The sequence below is a fragment of the Streptomyces sp. CB02400 genome (genome assembly GCF_001905725.1).
Lineage (GTDB): Bacteria > Actinomycetota > Actinomycetes > Streptomycetales > Streptomycetaceae > Streptomyces > Streptomyces atrovirens.
In genome coordinates, this window is record NZ_LIWB01000004.1 from 465,724 (window position 1) to 480,649 (window position 14,926).

General features: G+C 73.0%; 14 protein-coding genes. 9 read left to right on the plus strand and 5 right to left on the minus strand.

From position 1 onward, the window contains the following. The 9 genes from AMK33_RS13180 to AMK33_RS13220 all read left to right on the plus strand — a co-directional run bounded on the left by AMK33_RS13180 (position 1) and on the right by AMK33_RS13220 (position 10,428). Positions 1-312: an STAS domain-containing protein gene (locus tag AMK33_RS13180; RefSeq protein ID WP_073932973.1), complete on the plus strand. Its 312-nt coding sequence runs from the start codon at positions 1-3 to the stop codon at positions 310-312. A 16-nt stretch (positions 313-328) separates the two neighbouring features. Then, entirely contained in the window at positions 329-874 is a 546-nt protein-coding gene (locus AMK33_RS13185; RefSeq protein WP_235618086.1) for an ATP-binding protein, read from the plus strand. A gap of 11 nt (positions 875-885) precedes the next feature. After that, positions 886-2,136, plus strand: a complete 1,251-nt coding sequence (locus AMK33_RS13190) for a PP2C family protein-serine/threonine phosphatase (protein WP_073932974.1) — start codon at positions 886-888, stop codon at positions 2,134-2,136. Between the two features lie 47 nt (positions 2,137-2,183). After that, on the plus strand, positions 2,184-2,951 hold the full coding sequence (locus tag AMK33_RS13195) for a MinD/ParA family ATP-binding protein (RefSeq protein ID WP_073933058.1): 768 nt from the start codon (positions 2,184-2,186) through the stop codon (positions 2,949-2,951). A 46-nt stretch (positions 2,952-2,997) separates the two neighbouring features. Continuing rightward, positions 2,998-5,031, plus strand: a complete 2,034-nt coding sequence (locus AMK33_RS43775) for an alpha-1,4-glucan--maltose-1-phosphate maltosyltransferase (protein ID WP_073932975.1) — start codon at positions 2,998-3,000, stop codon at positions 5,029-5,031. After that, the gene (gene glgB, locus AMK33_RS13205) at positions 4,944-7,211 is read left to right on the plus strand and encodes a 1,4-alpha-glucan branching protein GlgB (RefSeq protein ID WP_327379182.1); all 2,268 of its coding nucleotides are present in this window, start codon (positions 4,944-4,946) and stop codon (positions 7,209-7,211) included. The genes AMK33_RS43775 and glgB overlap by 88 nt, the downstream gene beginning before the upstream one ends. Positions 7,212-7,267: 56 nt before the next feature. Next, positions 7,268-7,753 carry a cation:proton antiporter regulatory subunit gene (locus AMK33_RS13210; RefSeq protein ID WP_073932977.1) on the plus strand — a complete coding sequence of 162 codons (486 nt, stop codon included), beginning with the start codon at positions 7,268-7,270 and terminating at the stop codon, positions 7,751-7,753. A gap of 4 nt (positions 7,754-7,757) precedes the next feature. Continuing rightward, a complete protein-coding gene (locus AMK33_RS13215; protein WP_107425096.1) occupies positions 7,758-8,972 on the plus strand; it encodes a cation:proton antiporter in 1,215 nt (404 codons plus the stop codon). A 484-nt stretch (positions 8,973-9,456) separates the two neighbouring features. Beyond that, positions 9,457-10,428, plus strand: coding sequence for an SMP-30/gluconolactonase/LRE family protein (locus tag AMK33_RS13220; protein WP_073932978.1), 972 nt, complete (start codon positions 9,457-9,459; stop codon positions 10,426-10,428). Between the two features lie 63 nt (positions 10,429-10,491). On the opposite strand, the gene AMK33_RS13225 is transcribed toward AMK33_RS13220, so the two are convergent. From AMK33_RS13225 to mdlC, 5 genes are read right to left on the minus strand one after another with little or no spacing between them, the layout of a single operon-like run. Next, positions 10,492-10,785, minus strand: a complete 294-nt coding sequence (locus AMK33_RS13225; RefSeq protein ID WP_143203827.1) for an antibiotic biosynthesis monooxygenase family protein — start codon at positions 10,783-10,785, stop codon at positions 10,492-10,494. A 44-nt stretch (positions 10,786-10,829) separates the two neighbouring features. Then, a complete protein-coding gene (locus AMK33_RS13230) occupies positions 10,830-11,681 on the minus strand; it encodes an NAD(P)H-binding protein (protein ID WP_073932979.1) in 852 nt (283 codons plus the stop codon). A 16-nt stretch (positions 11,682-11,697) separates the two neighbouring features. Further along, complete coding sequence (locus AMK33_RS13235) at positions 11,698-12,642, minus strand: NADP-dependent oxidoreductase (RefSeq protein ID WP_073932980.1); 945 nt, start codon at positions 12,640-12,642, stop codon at positions 11,698-11,700. Between the two features lie 40 nt (positions 12,643-12,682). Continuing rightward, the gene (locus AMK33_RS13240) at positions 12,683-13,195 is read right to left on the minus strand and encodes a cupin domain-containing protein (RefSeq protein ID WP_073932981.1); all 513 of its coding nucleotides are present in this window, start codon (positions 13,193-13,195) and stop codon (positions 12,683-12,685) included. Positions 13,196-13,224: 29 nt separating this feature from the next. Next, on the minus strand, positions 13,225-14,877 hold the full coding sequence (mdlC, locus tag AMK33_RS13245) for a benzoylformate decarboxylase (protein WP_158075120.1): 1,653 nt from the start codon (positions 14,875-14,877) through the stop codon (positions 13,225-13,227). Positions 14,878-14,926 lie beyond the last annotated feature (49 nt).

A 14,926-nucleotide genomic window follows, 5' to 3' on the forward strand; every position in this document is an offset into this window, starting at 1 on the left:
GTGTCCTTCGACATCAGGCTCAGGATCAACGAACGGATCGCCGTCATCGAGCTGACCGGCGAACTCGACGCGGCGGCCGCCGGCCGCTTCCACGACACCGTCGACGAGGCCGCCACGGCGGGCGCGATCGAGCTGGTGATCCACGCCGCACACCTCTCCTACCTGTCCAGCGCGGGCCTGCGCTCCCTGGTCTTCGCCCGCCAGAAGATGGGCGACGAGGTGCGGATCGCCGTCGTCGGCGCGCCCGAACCGGTCGCCCGGACGATCCGCCTGGCCGGCTTCGACCACAGCATCAGCCTCGTCGACGCGTGAGGGGGCGGGCACCGTCATGGCGATCGACTACGGGCCGGCCTCCACCGGGGTCGCGCACGGCACGCCGCCCCCCGGCGGCTTCCGCGTCGCCACCGACCCCGCGGCGACCGTGATCAGGATCCCGGCGGCACTGGGAGCCCTGGACCGGGTGGCGACGTTCGTCCTCGGCCTGGGGGAACGCGCCGCACTGCCCGCCAGTGCCCTGTACCGGCTGCGGCTGGCCGCGGACGAGCTGACGACCAACATCGTCATGCACGGCTACCGGGGAGCCCCCGGCGAGATCACGGTGGACGGCGGGATCGACCCCGACCAGGTGTGGGTCCGCTTCCAGGACGACGCGCCCGCCTTCGACCCCCGGCAGGGCCTGCGACCGCCCGCCCTGGACCAGCCGCTCGCCGAGCGGCGGATCGGGGGCCTGGGCGTCTATCTCGCGTTCACCGCGGTGGACGGCTTCGCGTACGACCTGGTCGCGGGCCGCAACGTGAGCACCCTCGTGATGCTGCGCCGTGCCGAGCCACGCCCACCGGGCGGCACGGACGTGAGCGACGAGCCGACGGAGTAGACGAGGCGGAGATGGCTCAGACGAAGGTGCTGGTGCTGGACGAGCGGCGCGGCATGCCCCCGGGGCTGCGCGACGCCCTGGACCACGTGGGCGCCGAGGTGCATGTGCGCAGCCCCGGCGAGGTGCTGGCCGCCTCGCCGGGGCGGCTGCCCGAGGTGACGGTGCTGCTGGCGTCCGCGGAGCTGGCCCCGCACACCGTGCGGTCCGTGGCCCGCAGGCTCGACGACGAGGGGCAGCAGCCCTCGGTGGTGGCGTTCGCGGAACACGACCTGCACCTGCTCGACCACCATGTGATCGCGGGCGCCGACTACCTCGCCCCGCCCTTCCACCCCGACCTGGTACGGGCCCGGCTGCGGGACTGCCACGAGCGGGCCCAGTTCAGCCGGACCATGGAGGACGTCGCCGCGCACGCGGAACTGCTCAGCTACGAACGGGAGCTGGAGATCGGCCGGGAGATCCAGCTCGGCTTCCTGCCCGACTCCCTGCCCAGCCCGAAGGACTGGGAGATCCACGTACGGTTCCGGCCCGCCCGTACGGTCGCCGGCGACTTCTACGACGTGTTCGAGATCGTCAACCGGCGCCGGCTCGCGCTGGTCGTCGCCGACGTCTGCGACAAGGGCGTCGGGGCCGCGCTGTTCATGGCCCTGATCCGTTCGCTGCTGCGGCACACCGCCGAACAGAGCGGACTGCAGAGCCTGATCGCCGCCGAGCTGATGGGCGAGGACGCCGGCTGGGCGGAACACAGCCGCGCCATCCCGGTGGTGGGGGCGACCCCCCTGCTGAACGCGGTCGCGGGCACCAACAACTACCTGACCCGCAACCACATCAGACAGGGCTACTTCGCCACCATGTTCTTCGCCGTCCTCGACCCCGCGACCGGCAACCTGGTCTACATCAACGGCGGCCACAACCCGCCCGTGCTGCTCAGCGCCGACGGCGGCGAACCGGTCCTGCTGGAGCCCACCGGACCCGCCGTCGGGGTCATCCCGGACGTCGACTTCTCCCTGGGCTACGCCCGCATCGGCCCCGGCGACACGCTCTTCATCTACACCGACGGGGTCACCGAGGCCCGCTCCGCCGACGGCGAGTTCTTCGGCGAGGAGCAGATGGTCGGGCAGCTCGGCGAGGCCGCGGTGCGGGGCGAGGAACTCCTCGACCACATGGACGGCGCGCTCAGCGAGTTCGTGGGCCGGGCCGAGCAGTCCGACGACATCACCATGATGGCCGTCCACTGGAACCCGCCCGGAGCACCCGCCGCCTGACCAGCCGCCGCGCCGGCGGATCCGACCCTCAGCAACCGGTGGAGACCATGTCGCAGATCATCACCGTGCACTCCTATCGGGGAGGCACCGGCAAGTCGAGCACGGCCGCCAACCTCGGGCTGCTGCTGGCGGCCTCGGGCCACCGGGTGGCGCTGGTGGACACCGACATCCACACACCCGCCCTGGACGTGATGTTCGGCCGCACGGACACACGGCCGCGCCGCTCACTGAGCGACTACCTGATCGGCCGCTGCGAGATCGAGGACGCGGTGTACCCCGCGGGCACGGACGCCGGACACGACGGCTTCTTCCTGGTGCCGGCCCGCAGCAGGTCCGCGGCGGCGGCCGAGATCCTCGGCCGCGGATACGACGTGGGGCTGCTGCGGGAGGGCTTCGACCGGCTCATCGACTCCCTCGCCCTGGACGTGCTGCTGCTCGACACCCACGCCGGGTTCAACAACGAGACGGTGACGGCGATCGCCGGCTCGGACGCCTTGGTGGTGGTGACCCGCGCGGACCGGCTCGACCTGGCCGGCGCCCGGGAGACCGTGTCGCTCGCGAACCGGCTCGGTGTCGCCCGGCTGGCCGTGGCCGTGAACATGGCGCCGGGCGGCACGGTCCACGACCGGCTGCACGAAGAGGTCGAACAGGCCTACGCCACGCGGGTGTCGGCCGTCCTGCCGTACGCCCCGGAGATGGTCTCGCTCGCCGGGGAGCGGCTGTTCTGCACCGCCTACCCGCACCACCCCGTGGTGGCGGGCTACCGCCGGATCATCTCGGACGTCAGCAACGGCACCACCGCGATCCGCCGCTGACCACCGCTCCAAGCGACCGCACCCGGGTGCGAGGAAGAGGCATGTGATGCAGGAGAAGCCCGCCGCAGGGCGGTTCGCGCCGTCCGTGGGACGCATCCCCGTGGTGGACGTGCGGCCCGTGGCCGACGGCGGACGCCGGCCCGTGCGCGCCGTGCCGGGCGAGGTCTTCGAGGTGTCCGCGACCGTGTTCCGCGAGGGCCACGACGCGGTCGCCGCGAACACCGTCCTGACCGGCCCCGACGGCACCGAGGGCGAGTGGACCCCGATGCGGCTGCTCGCCCCCGGCACCGACCGGTACGCGGCCGGAGTGCGCGCCGACCGGGAGGGCGACTGGACGTTCCGGGTGGAGGCCTGGTCCGACCCGGTCGCGACCTGGCGGCACACCGCCGACCTCAAGGTCCCGGCCGGCGTCGACGTGGAACAGGTGCTCCAGGAGGGGGCGCTGCTGCTGGAGCGCGCCGCCGACGCCTTCACCGCCCGCGAACGCGTCCCGCTGACCACCGCCGCGCACACCCTGCGGGACACCCGGACGGCCCCGGAGAAGCGGCTCGCCGCCGCCTGCGACCCGGTGGTGACGGCCCTGCTGAACGCCCGCCCGCTGCGCGAACTGGTCACCCGCTCCCGTGAGTTCCCGCTGCGGGTGGACCGGGAGCGGGCCCTGTACGGCGCCTGGTACGAGCTGTTCCCGCGCTCCGAGGGCGCCCTGCTGCCCACCGCCCCCGGCACCGGCACCGCGGCCGAACCGCCGCGCTCCGGCACCCTGCGCACCGCCGCCAAACGGCTGGAGGCGGTCGCCGACATGGGCTTCGACGTGGTGTACCTCCCCCCGGTGCACCCCATCGGCACCACCCACCGCAAGGGGGCCGGCAACGCGCTCGTCGCGGGCCCGTACGACCCCGGCTCGCCGTGGGCGATCGGCTCCGCCGACGGCGGGCACGACGCGATCCACCCGGACCTGGGCACCCTCGACGACTTCGACCACTTCGTGGGCCGGGCCGGCGAACTGGGCCTGGAGGTCGCCCTGGACTTCGCCCTGCAGTGCTCGCCGGACCATCCGTGGGTGCACAAGCACCCGGAGTGGTTCCACCACCGCCCCGACGGCTCGATCGCGTACGCGGAGAACCCGCCGAAGAAGTACCAGGACATCTACCCCATCGCCTTCGACGCCGACCTGGACGGCCTGGTCGCCGAGACCGTGCGGGTGCTGCGGCACTGGATGAACACCGGGGTGCGGATCTTCAGGGTGGACAACCCGCACACCAAGCCGGTGGTGTTCTGGGAGCGGGTGATCGGCGAGATCAACCGCGCCGACCCGGATGTGATCTTCCTGGCGGAGGCGTTCACCCGCCCCGCGATGATGCACACCCTGGCCCAGATCGGCTTCCAGCAGTCCTACACCTACTTCACCTGGCGCAACTCCAAGGACGAGGTGGAGTCCTACCTGTCGGAGCTGGCCGGGCTCGGCGGGGAGGAGCAGGCCGCGTACCTGCGCCCGAACCTCTTCGTGAACACCCCGGACATCCTGCACGCCTACCTCCAGTACGGCGGCCGTCCGGCGTTCGCGGCACGGGCCGTCCTGGCCGCCACGGCCGGACCCTCCTGGGGCATGTACGCCGGGTACGAGCTGTACGAGAACGTGCCGGCCGGTCCGGGCAGCGAGGAGTACCTGCACTCGGAGAAGTACCAGTACCGGCCGCGCGACTGGGAGGCGCACGAGGCGGCCGGCGACTCCCTGGCCCCGCTGGTGCGCACCCTGAACACCCTGCGCCGCACCCACCCCGCCCTGCGCCGGCTCCGCAACCTGCGCTTCCACCGCACCGACGACGACGCCGTCGTCTGCTTCTCCAAGCGCGACGACACCGACTGGGTCCTGGTCGTCCTCAACCTCGATCCGCACGGGGTGCGCGAGGCGACGGTCTCCCTGGACCTGCCCGCCCTCGGCCTGGACCGCTCCGACACCTTCGCGGTGTACGACGCGCTGTCCGGCGCGACCTGGCAGTGGGGCCGGGACAACTACGTACGCCTCGACCCGCAGCAGCACGTGGCCCACATCCTCACCGACGGGAACCCGCAGCCGTGACCACCGCACCCCACGCACCGGCCCTGCCCGCCACCGCCCGCAAACGCCTCGTCACCGGCGAGACCAGCGACCCGCACGCCCTGCTCGGCCCGCGCCCGGTCGAGGGCGGTGTGCTGTTCCGGGTGCTGCGTCCGCTCGCCCGCGCCGTGACGGTCACCGACCCCTCGGGCGGCCCGCTGCTGGAGCTGCGGCACGAGGGCGAGGGCGTCTTCTCCGGTCTGCTGCCGGTGCCCGCCGTACCCGACCACCGGCTCTCCGTCGACTACGGCGGGCACGTCCACACGTACGACGACCCGTACCGTTTCCTGCCCACGCTCGGCGAGCTGGACCTGCACCTGATCCGGGAGGGCCGGCACGAGGAGCTGTGGCGCGTGCTCGGCGCCCGGGTCCGCACCCACGACAGCGGCTGGGGACCGGTGAGCGGCACGTCGTTCGCCGTGTGGGCGCCGAACGCCCGCGCCGTGCGGCTGGTCGGCGACTTCAACGTGTGGGACGGCCGCGCGCACCCGATGCGCTCGCTCGGCGTCAGCGGGGTGTGGGAGCTGTTCGTGCCGGGCGTCGGCGAGGGCTGCCGCTACAAGTACGAGGTCCTCACCCCGGACGGACGCCGGCTCCTCAAGGCCGACCCGCTGGCCGCGCACGCCGAGTCCGCGCCCGGCACCGCGTCCCTCGTCCACGACTCCCGCCACCGCTGGGGCGACGCCGACTGGATGGCGCGGCGCGCCGCGTCGGCGGTGCACCGGGAGCCGATGAGCGTGTACGAGCTGCACCTCGGCTCGTGGCGGCCCGGCCTCGGCTACCGGCAGCTCGCCCGCGAACTGCCCGCGTACGCCAAGGCGCTGGGCTTCACCCACGTGGAGTTCCTGCCGGTCGCCGAGCACCCCTTCGGCGGCTCCTGGGGCTACCAGGTCACCTCCTACTACGCTCCCTCCTCCCGCCTCGGCTCCCCCGACGACTTCCGGTACCTGGTGGACGCGCTGCACCAGGCCGGCATCGGCGTCATCGTCGACTGGGTGCCGGCCCACTTCCCCCGGGACGACTGGGCGCTGGCCCGCTTCGACGGCACCCCGCTGTACGAGCACCCGGACCCGCGCCGGGGCGAGCACCCCGACTGGGGCACCCTCGTCTTCGACTACGGACGGGCCGAGGTGCGCAACTTCCTGGTCGCCAACGCCCTGTACTGGTGCGAGGAGTTCCACGTCGACGGGCTGCGCGTGGACGCCGTCGCCTCGATGCTCTACCTGGACTACTCACGCCCCGAGGGCCAGTGGCTGCCCAACGCCTACGGCGGGCGGGAGCACCTGGAGGCGGTGGAGTTCCTCCAGGAGGTCAACGCCACCGTGGCACGCCGCTGCCCCGGCGCGGTGACCATCGCCGAGGAGTCCACGGCGTGGGACGGGGTGACCCGGCGCACCGACGAGGGCGGGCTCGGCTTCCACCTGAAGTGGAACATGGGCTGGATGCACGACTCCCTGTCGTACATGGCCGAGGACCCCGTGCACCGGCAGTACCACCACCACGCGATGACCTTCGCGATGGTCTACGCGTACGCCGAGAACCATCTGCTGCCCGTCTCGCACGACGAGGTGGTGCACGGCAAGGGCTCACTGCTGACGAAGATGCCCGGCGACCGCTGGCGGCAACTGGCCGACCTGCGCGCCTACCTGGCCTTCATGTGGGCCTTCCCCGGCAAGCAACTGCTGTTCATGGGGCAGGAGTTCGCCCAGGACACCGAGTGGTCCCACGACCACGGCCCGGACTGGTCGATGCTCCGGCACGGCGCGCACGCCGGGGTGCGCGACCTGGTGCGCGATCTGAACCGGGTCTATCTCGGCGACCCCGCGCTGTGGAGCCGGGACACCCGGCCGGAGGGGTTCCGCTGGATCGACGCCGACGCGGCGCAGGACAACGTGTACTCCTTCGTCCGCCACGGCGACTCGGGCGAACTCCTCGTCTGCGTCTTCCACTTCCAGCCCACCGTCCGCCACGGCCACCGGATCGCGCTGCCGCACGCCGGTGACTGGACCGAGGTGCTCAACACCGACGACACCGCCTACGGCGGCAGCGGGGTGGTCCGGCGCGAACCGGTCCGCGCCGTGGAACAGCCGCTGCACGGCTTCCCGGCGAGCGCCGAGATCACGCTGCCGCCCCTGGGGGCGGTCTGGCTGCGGCCCCTGTGAATCCCCGCTTCGAATCCCGCTTCGAATCCCGCGAGCGATCAGAAGGAGTGACGACCGTGCCTGCTCCACGTCTGAGGACCACCCCGCTGCCGGGGATCGGGGTGCAGTACGAGATCACCACCCGGCGGTACGACACCCTGTCCGTCATCGCCCACCGCGACGGCGCCCGCACCCTCAACGTCCACCACGACGACGACCCCGACTCCTGCGCCCTGTCGATGAAACTGACCGGCGCCGAGGCCCTGTCCCTCACCGACGCCCTGCTGCCGAACCACAACAGCCCCAACCTGCTGCACACCAGCGACTTCGGACTGCTCGCGGAACGGGTGACGATCACCGGCACCTCGCACTGGAACGGGCGCACGCTGGGCGAGACGCAGATGCGCACCCGCACCGGGGCGTCCATCGTCGCCGTGATGCGCCGGGCGCACGCCATCCCCTCGCCGGGTCCCGAGTTCCGGCTGCGCGGCGGCGACACGGTGATCGTGATCGGCACCCGGGAGGGCGTCGACGGCGCGCACGACATCCTCGATCGGGCGTGATGACGTGCATTCGGCCGTGTTTCTGATGGAGTTCGGCGCCGTCGTGCTGGCGCTCGGCCTGCTGGGCCGGTTCGCCGTACGGATGCGTCTGTCGCCCATCCCGCTGTACCTGCTCGCCGGGCTCGCCTTCGGGCACGGCGGGCTGATCCCGCTGGGCGGCAGCGAGGAGTTCATCGAGGTCGGCGCCGAGATCGGTGTCGTCCTGCTGCTGCTCCTGCTGGGTCTCGAGTACTCCGCGGGCGATCTCGTGGGGCACCTGAAGGTGCACGCCCCCGCCGGGGCGGTCGACTTCCTGCTGAACGCCCTGCCGGGCGCGGCGGCGGCGCTGCTGCTGGGCTGGGGCCCGGTGGCGGCCGTGGTCCTCGCCGGCGTCACCTGGGTGTCGTCGTCCGGGGTGATCGCCAAGGTGCTCGGGGACCTCGGGCGGCTCGGCAACCGGGAGACGCCGGTGATCCTCAGCGTGCTGGTGCTGGAGGACCTGGCGATGGCCGTCTACCTGCCGATCCTCACCGCGATACTGGCCGGCGCGGGCTGGGCCGCGGGCGGCCTCACCCTCGCCGTCGCGCTCGCCGCGGTCGGTACGGTCCTGCTGGTCGCGGTCCGCTACGGCAGGGTGATCTCCCGGTTCATCTCCAGCGACGACCCGGAGAAGCTGCTGCTGGTGGTGCTGGGTCTGACCCTGCTGGTCGCGGGTGTGGCGCAGCGGTTGCAGGTGTCGGCGGCGGTGGGGGCGTTCCTGGTCGGCATCGCGCTGTCCGGGGAGGTCGCCGAGCACACCCACCATCTGCTGATGCCGCTGCGGGACCTGTTCGCCGCGGTGTTCTTCGTGTTCTTCGGGCTGAGCACGAATCCCGCGACCATGCCGCCGGTGCTGCTGCCGGCGCTGGCACTGGTCGTGGTGACCGTCGCGACGAAGGTGGCGACCGGGTACTGGGCGGCGCGGCGGGCCGGGGTCGGGGAGCGGGCTCGGTGGCGGGCGGGTGGGGCGCTGGTGGCGCGCGGGGAGTTCTCGATCGTCATCGCGGGGCTCGCGGTCTCCGCGGGCGTCGAGCCTGCGCTCGGGCCGTTGGCCACGGCGTATGTGCTGCTGCTGGTGGTCATCGGGCCGCTGGCCGCGCGCTTCGTGGAGCCCTTGGCCGGGCGGGTGTTGGGGCGGGGGGTGGAGGAGGTTCCTGCGGGGGGTCGGGCGTCGCGGGAGCCGGTGGCGGCGGTGGACTGAGCTTCTGGGGGTGGCACGGGGGGTGTCGCGCGGCCCGGCGCTTGCGGGGTGCCGTCGCGCCCGCCCGTGCCGCCCTGGGGGCACCTCCCAGGCCCTTAAGGCACTGGGGGAGGCACGACTGCCCGCGGATCGCGGAGGTGGCGGCAGCGGCTGCACGCGGGAACGCGGGAACGCGGGAACGCGGGAACGCGGGAACGCGGGAACGCGGGAACGCGGGAACGCGGGAACGCGGGGAGCGGAAGGGCTCGTACCATTCGGAACGTCGTGAGCGACATACGGAAGTCGGCCGGTTCTGCGGGCGGGTTTCGGCCGCCCGGGCTGGCCGGATTCCCCTGGCCCACCTGGTGACTTGCGCCGGCGGCGGCCCGTAGCGGTGTTTTCCGGACCCCTTCACCGCAAGGGTTCGGCCATAGGTTCCTCGCACCCGAGGCGGCCGTGCGGTTCGGCGCAGGTGTCGCCTCCCGAGTCTCCGAGAGGAATCCGTATGCGCTTCGCCATTGGGCTGGCCCTGGCCGGGCTGCTCGCCCTGTCTCCCGCCGGCCCCGCCGCCGCGGTCCCCGACACCGCCCGCGGGCTCACCGTGACCGACGCCATCACGCTGCCCGGTACCAAGGTCTACCCGGAGGGCGTCGCCCTCGACCCGCGGACCGGTGACACCTACATCACGTCCTTCGCCACCGGAGCCGTCTACAGAGCCCCGCAGGGCCAGACCCAGGCCCAGGTCTTCCTCCCCGCGGGAACCGACGGCCGGGACACCGCCATGGGCACCGACGTGGACGAGCAGGGCAGGCTGTGGGTGAACGACCGGGACGCCGTCACCCTGTACGACACGGCCACCGGCGCACGGCTGGCCCGCTTCGTGACGCCCACCCCGGGCCAGTCGGTCCTCAACGACCTGGACCTCACCCCGGACGGCACGGCCTACATCACCGACTCGCTGCGGCAGCTGGTCTACCGGGTCACCCCCTGGCAGATCGCCGAGGCCGTGTCCGCGGACGGGGCCGACCGCACCCTGTCCACGGGCTTCGACCTGAACTCCCTGGTCGCCCCGCACGCCGAGGGCACCATCACGCTCAACGGCATCGAGTCCGACCACACCGGCGGCTTCCTGATCACCGTGGACATGGCCACCGGTGACCTGTTCCGCCTCGACCCCGCCACCGGCGGGGCGGCCAAGGTGGCGGTGAAGGGCGGCACCGGCCTCGCCACCGCGGACGGGCTGCTGCTGGAGAAGGACCAGCTCTGGGTCGCCCACTTCGGCACCGACATGATCAGCAGGCTGTCCCTGTCCCATGACGGCACGGCCGCCGTCGTCGAGAAGCAGCTCGGCAACCCGGCGCTCCAGCACCCGACCACGATGGTGCGCAAGGACGGCGCGATCCACGTGGTCCGCAGCCAGTTCGGCTCCGCCACGCTGGACCTGCCGTTCAACATCGGCCGGATATCCGGGATCTGACCCGGCACAACGGCCGCGAGGGCGCCGGCAGGTCCGGCGCCCTCGCGGTGCTGTCGGCGGGGTTCAGCTCAGTCGCGCGTACCGCCCGGAGACCACCGTCGACTTGTCGATGGCGGCCAGGAAGTCCTGTGTCTCCGGTGCGCCGAAGAAGCCCTGCATCGTCGCGTCGGCGTCCTCGGGGGTGGCCCAGTGCACGATCACCAGGAACTCACCCTCCTCGCTGCGGGTCACCTCCCGGCTGAGGAAACCCGGCCGCTTGGCCATGTAGCCGGTCTCGACCTTCTCGTCGAGCCGGGCGAACTCCTCGGCGTCCGTCCCGGGCGTCAGCTTGAACCGGACGGTCTCCACGGTGCTCATGTCGTTCTCTCCTTCGGTCGTCGGTCGTCGGTCGGTGTCGGGTGTCACGCGGACGGGCCGGGGCGCCGGAAGGCGCCGGCGTGGGCCGCCGCCCACTCGGCGAACGTGCGCGGCCCCCTGCCCAGCAGGTTCCGTACGGTCGGCCGCACCACCGAGTCGTCGAGGGTGCCGTCCGCGTAGTAGCGGAAGAAGGCGTCGATGTACTCCGGCGGGACCGAGCCCTCCATGGTGCGCCGCGCCTCGTCGTCGGACAGCCCGGTGAAACGCAGCGGACGGTCCAGGACCCGGCCGAGGACACGGACCCGGTCGGCGGGCCGCAGCGCCTCGGGGCCGCTGAGCGCGTGGGCCTGCCCGAAGTGGTCCGGGTCGAGCAGCACGCGGGCGGCGACGGCGGCGATGTCGTACGGGTCGACCATCGCCACGGACACGTCCCCGAAGGCGTCCCGCACCTCGTCACCGGCCGCCAACTGCCCGGTCCACTGGAGGGTGTTGGACATGAAGCCGCTGGGCCGCAGGATCGTCCAGGGCACGCCCGAGGCGCGTACCGCCTCCTCGGAGCGGATCATGAAACGGGAGATGGCGTTGTCCAGGTCGCCGTCGGGTGCGGCGATGCTGGACAGCAGCACCACGTGCTCCACCCCGGCCGCCCGCGCCTCGGCGAGCAGGCCCGGCATGTCCGCGTAGCCGGGCAGCAGGAACAGCCCGCGGGCCCCGTCGAGCGCGGACCGCAGGGAGGCGGGGCGGTCCAGGTCGCCGACCGCGGACCCGGCGCCGTCCGGCAGCGCGTCCGCGGCGGCGGGCTTGCGGAGCAGCGCCCGTACCGGCCGTCCGGCGCGGGCGAGTGCGGCGACCAGCTCACCGCCGACGTGTCCGGTCGCCCCGGTCACGAGAATCATCGCGTCTCCTTTCCGTTCAGGCGGTGTCGAGGACGAGCCGGCCGCGGACATGGCCCTGTTCGCCGAGCGCGTGGGCCTCGGCCGCCTCGTCGAGCCGGAACACCCGCTCCACCGAGGGCCGCAGCCGCCCGGCCGTCAGCAGCGGGACGATCCGGTCGCCGAGCAGCGCGGCGTCCGGACGCACGTACGTGAATCCGGCGCGCACACCGCGCTGTTCGGCGGCCTTGCGGTGCTCGGGGCCCTCGCCCTTGAGCGTGACGACGATCCCGCCCGGCCGGACGACGTCGAGCAGCCGGAAGAACTCCGCGCCGCCCACCGGGTCCACGGCCACGTCGACGTCCTTCACCTCGCGGACCATGTCGTGGCTGATGACGTCCGCGGCGCCCAGGCCCCGGACGAACTCCCGGTTGCGGGCCGAGGCGGTGCCGACGACCTCGGCGCCCGCGTCCGCCGCGAGCTGCACCGCGACGTGCCCCACGCCGCCCGCCGCGCCGGGCACCAGCACCCGCTGCCCGGCGCGCACACCACCGTGCTCGAAGAGGGTCTGCCAGGCGGTGAGCGCGACCATCGGCACCGCGGCCGCCTCGGTGTGGCCGAGCTCCGGCGGGGTGCGTGCGAGTTCGTCCTCGGGTGCGACGGCGTACTGGGCGTACGCGCCGGCCGGGCCGGGGAAGCGGGGCATGCCGAAGACGGCGTCGCCGACGGCGAACCGTCCGGCACCGGGGCCGGTGGCGGCCACCGTGCCCGAGAGGTCCCAGCCGAGCACGGCGGGGAAACCGGGCACCCCGACGCCGTGCCCGGCGCGGGTCGCCCAGTCGATGGCGTTGATCCCGGCCGTGTGGACCCGTACCAGGACCTCTCCGCGGCCCGGGACCGGTACGGGCAGATCACGCACCCGCAGGGTGTCGGCCGGGCCGAAGCCCTCGATGACGGCGGCGCGCATGGTGGCCTGTTCTGTCATGCCGTCCGGTTTTCCTCTCGTACGTCGTCCGGGGTGCGGCTCAGGGAGCGAGCTGGAGGTCGTGGAGCGGTGCGAGGTCCACGATCATCTGCTTCTGTTCGGGCGTCAGCGGCAGCGGCGCCTCGCCGGCCCGCGCCTCCTGGCCTATCTCGGTGAAGAACTCCTCGAGGTAGGCCGGGGTGAACATGAAGAGCATGTGCGCGGTCTGGAGGCCGACGTTGCGGAAGCGGTGCCGGGTCCCGCGCGGCACGAACACGAAGTCGCCGGTGCCCGCGGTGAACGTCTTCTCGCCGTTCAGGAACTCGATGGTGCCGCTGAGGATGTAGAAGGCCTCGTCGGCCCGCGGGTGGATGTGCGCGGGCGGTCCGCCGCCCGGCGGCACGGTGGCCTCGGCCAGGGTCAGCGAGCCGCCGGTGTTCTCGCGGGTCGCCTTGAAGGTGTAGATGGCGTCACCGAACCAGAGGGTCGGGCCGGTGCCCGCCGGGTGGTGGACGACGGCGCCTTCCGGGTGGTCGCCGACCGGTGCCGTACCGGTCTCGGCCGTGGTCGTCATGAGGACTCCCGAGGGGTGAGGGGGACGGGTCAGAGGCGGAACAGGCCGGGGTCGTCGACGACGACGTCCAGCAGGACCGGGCCGTCCGCGTGCAGGGCGTCCCGCAGCGCCGTCCGCAGGCCCTCGGGCGAGTCGATCCGCTCGCCGCGCACGCCGAAGCCGCGGGCGATCTGCGCCATGTCGACGCCGCTGAGGTCGTAGCCCGCCTCCCAGGACTTCTGGTCCTGCAGGTAGTACTTGAGGGACAGGTAGCCGGCGTTGTCGGGGATGACGTAGGTGACCGGCAGGTTGTGCCGCGCCGCGGTCCACAGGGAGTGCAGCGTGTACTGGGCCGAGCCCTCGCCGACGACGACCACGGCCCGGCGGTCGGGGCGGGCGAGCGCGTAGCCGACGGCGCCGGCGAACGGGAAGCCGAGGGCGCCGCTCGCGGTGGCGAAGTAGCCGTTGCCGGCGCCGAGCGGGATCTGCTCGTGGAAGTCCGCGCGGGCGATGGGCAGTTCCTCGAACAGTACGGCGTTGTCGGGGAGTTCCTTGGACAGCAGGTGGAAGAGGTACGCCTGGGTGAGCGGGGTCGACGCCTCCGGCACCGCCACCGGTTCGCGTACCGGCGTCAGTTCGGCGCGGGGGCGCTGCCGCACCAGCGGTACGAGACCCTTGACCACCGCGCCGGGCGGGGCGATGAAGGCGCGGTCGGCCAGGGTGGCCGCGGCTGCCTGCGGGTCGTCGGTGACGTGCAGGAACTCCACGTCCGCGGTGAGCGTCGGGCGGGGGCTGCGGTCCAGGTCGGCCGGTGCGGTGGAGAACAGGTCCCAGGCCGTGAACAGGGTGAACGCCGGCCCGCCGAGGACGACGACCACGTCGTGCTGGGCGGCCAGCCGCTCGTTGATCAGCTCGGGGATGGGCGGCAGCACACCGGCGAACAGCGGGTGGTCCTCGGGGAACGCGCCGCGGTTCCACACCGGGGCGCCCCACACGCGCGCGTTGAGCTTCTCGGCGAGGGCGATCAGGTCGGCGCGGGCGCCCTGCGCGTCCACCGGGCCGCCCGCGATCAGGCCGGGCCGCTCGGCGCCGTCGAGGGCCGCGGCGATTTGGTCGAGCGCCGCCGGGTCGGGGACGACGGCGCGTTCCACGCGCGCGACGCGCAGCGGCTCGGGGTCGGCGGGACGTACCCAGTCGTCCTCGGGCACGGCGACGAACACCGGCCCCTGCGGCGCCTGCCGGGCGATCTGGTACGCCTGGGCGATCATCGCCGGGACGTCCTGCGGCCGCGCGGGCTCGCCGGCCCACTTGATGTACGGCTTGGGGAGCTGGGTGGCGTCCTTGGCGACCAGGAAGGGCTCGCCGAGCAGCATCTTGCGGGCCTGCTGCCCTCCGAGGATCACCATCGGGGTCTTCGCGGACGCGGCGGTGTAGACGCTGCCCATCGCGTTGGCGAGGCCCGGCCCGCCGTTGATGATCACCAGCGCGGGTTCGCCGGTGGCCTGGGCGTAGCCGTCGGCCATGCCGACGACGGCGGCCTCCTGCAGGCCCATCACGAACCGGAACTCACCTTCGAGCCAGTTCTCGAAGAGCTTCATCTCACTGTGGCTCGGGTTGCTGAAGACGGTCGTCAGACCCAGCTTGCGCAACACGTCCAGCGTTGCGTCGCGTACGGTCCGGCCGCCGGCGTCGGTCACGGTCACGGTCTCTCTCCAGGGGGTTCGGCACGGTGGGAACGGAAGGGACGGCGCA

What these genes read in the sequence shown, in the direction of transcription:
- AMK33_RS13225 (WP_143203827.1), bottom strand. Translation starts at nt 10,785, where the DNA reads ATGAGCACCGTGGAGACCGTCCGGTTCAAGCTGACGCCCGGGACGGAC.
- AMK33_RS13240 (WP_073932981.1), bottom strand. Translation starts at nt 13,195, where the DNA reads ATGACGACCACGGCCGAGACCGGTACGGCACCGGTCGGCGACCACCCG.
- AMK33_RS13195 (WP_073933058.1), top strand. Translation starts at nt 2,184, where the DNA reads ATGTCGCAGATCATCACCGTGCACTCCTATCGGGGAGGCACCGGCAAG.
- AMK33_RS13185 (WP_235618086.1), top strand. Translation starts at nt 329, where the DNA reads ATGGCGATCGACTACGGGCCGGCCTCCACCGGGGTCGCGCACGGCACG.
- AMK33_RS13220 (WP_073932978.1), top strand. Translation starts at nt 9,457, where the DNA reads ATGCGCTTCGCCATTGGGCTGGCCCTGGCCGGGCTGCTCGCCCTGTCT.
- AMK33_RS13235 (WP_073932980.1), bottom strand. Translation starts at nt 12,642, where the DNA reads ATGACAGAACAGGCCACCATGCGCGCCGCCGTCATCGAGGGCTTCGGC.
- AMK33_RS43775 (WP_073932975.1), top strand. Translation starts at nt 2,998, where the DNA reads ATGCAGGAGAAGCCCGCCGCAGGGCGGTTCGCGCCGTCCGTGGGACGC.
- AMK33_RS13190 (WP_073932974.1), top strand. Translation starts at nt 886, where the DNA reads ATGGCTCAGACGAAGGTGCTGGTGCTGGACGAGCGGCGCGGCATGCCC.
- AMK33_RS13230 (WP_073932979.1), bottom strand. Translation starts at nt 11,681, where the DNA reads ATGATTCTCGTGACCGGGGCGACCGGACACGTCGGCGGTGAGCTGGTC.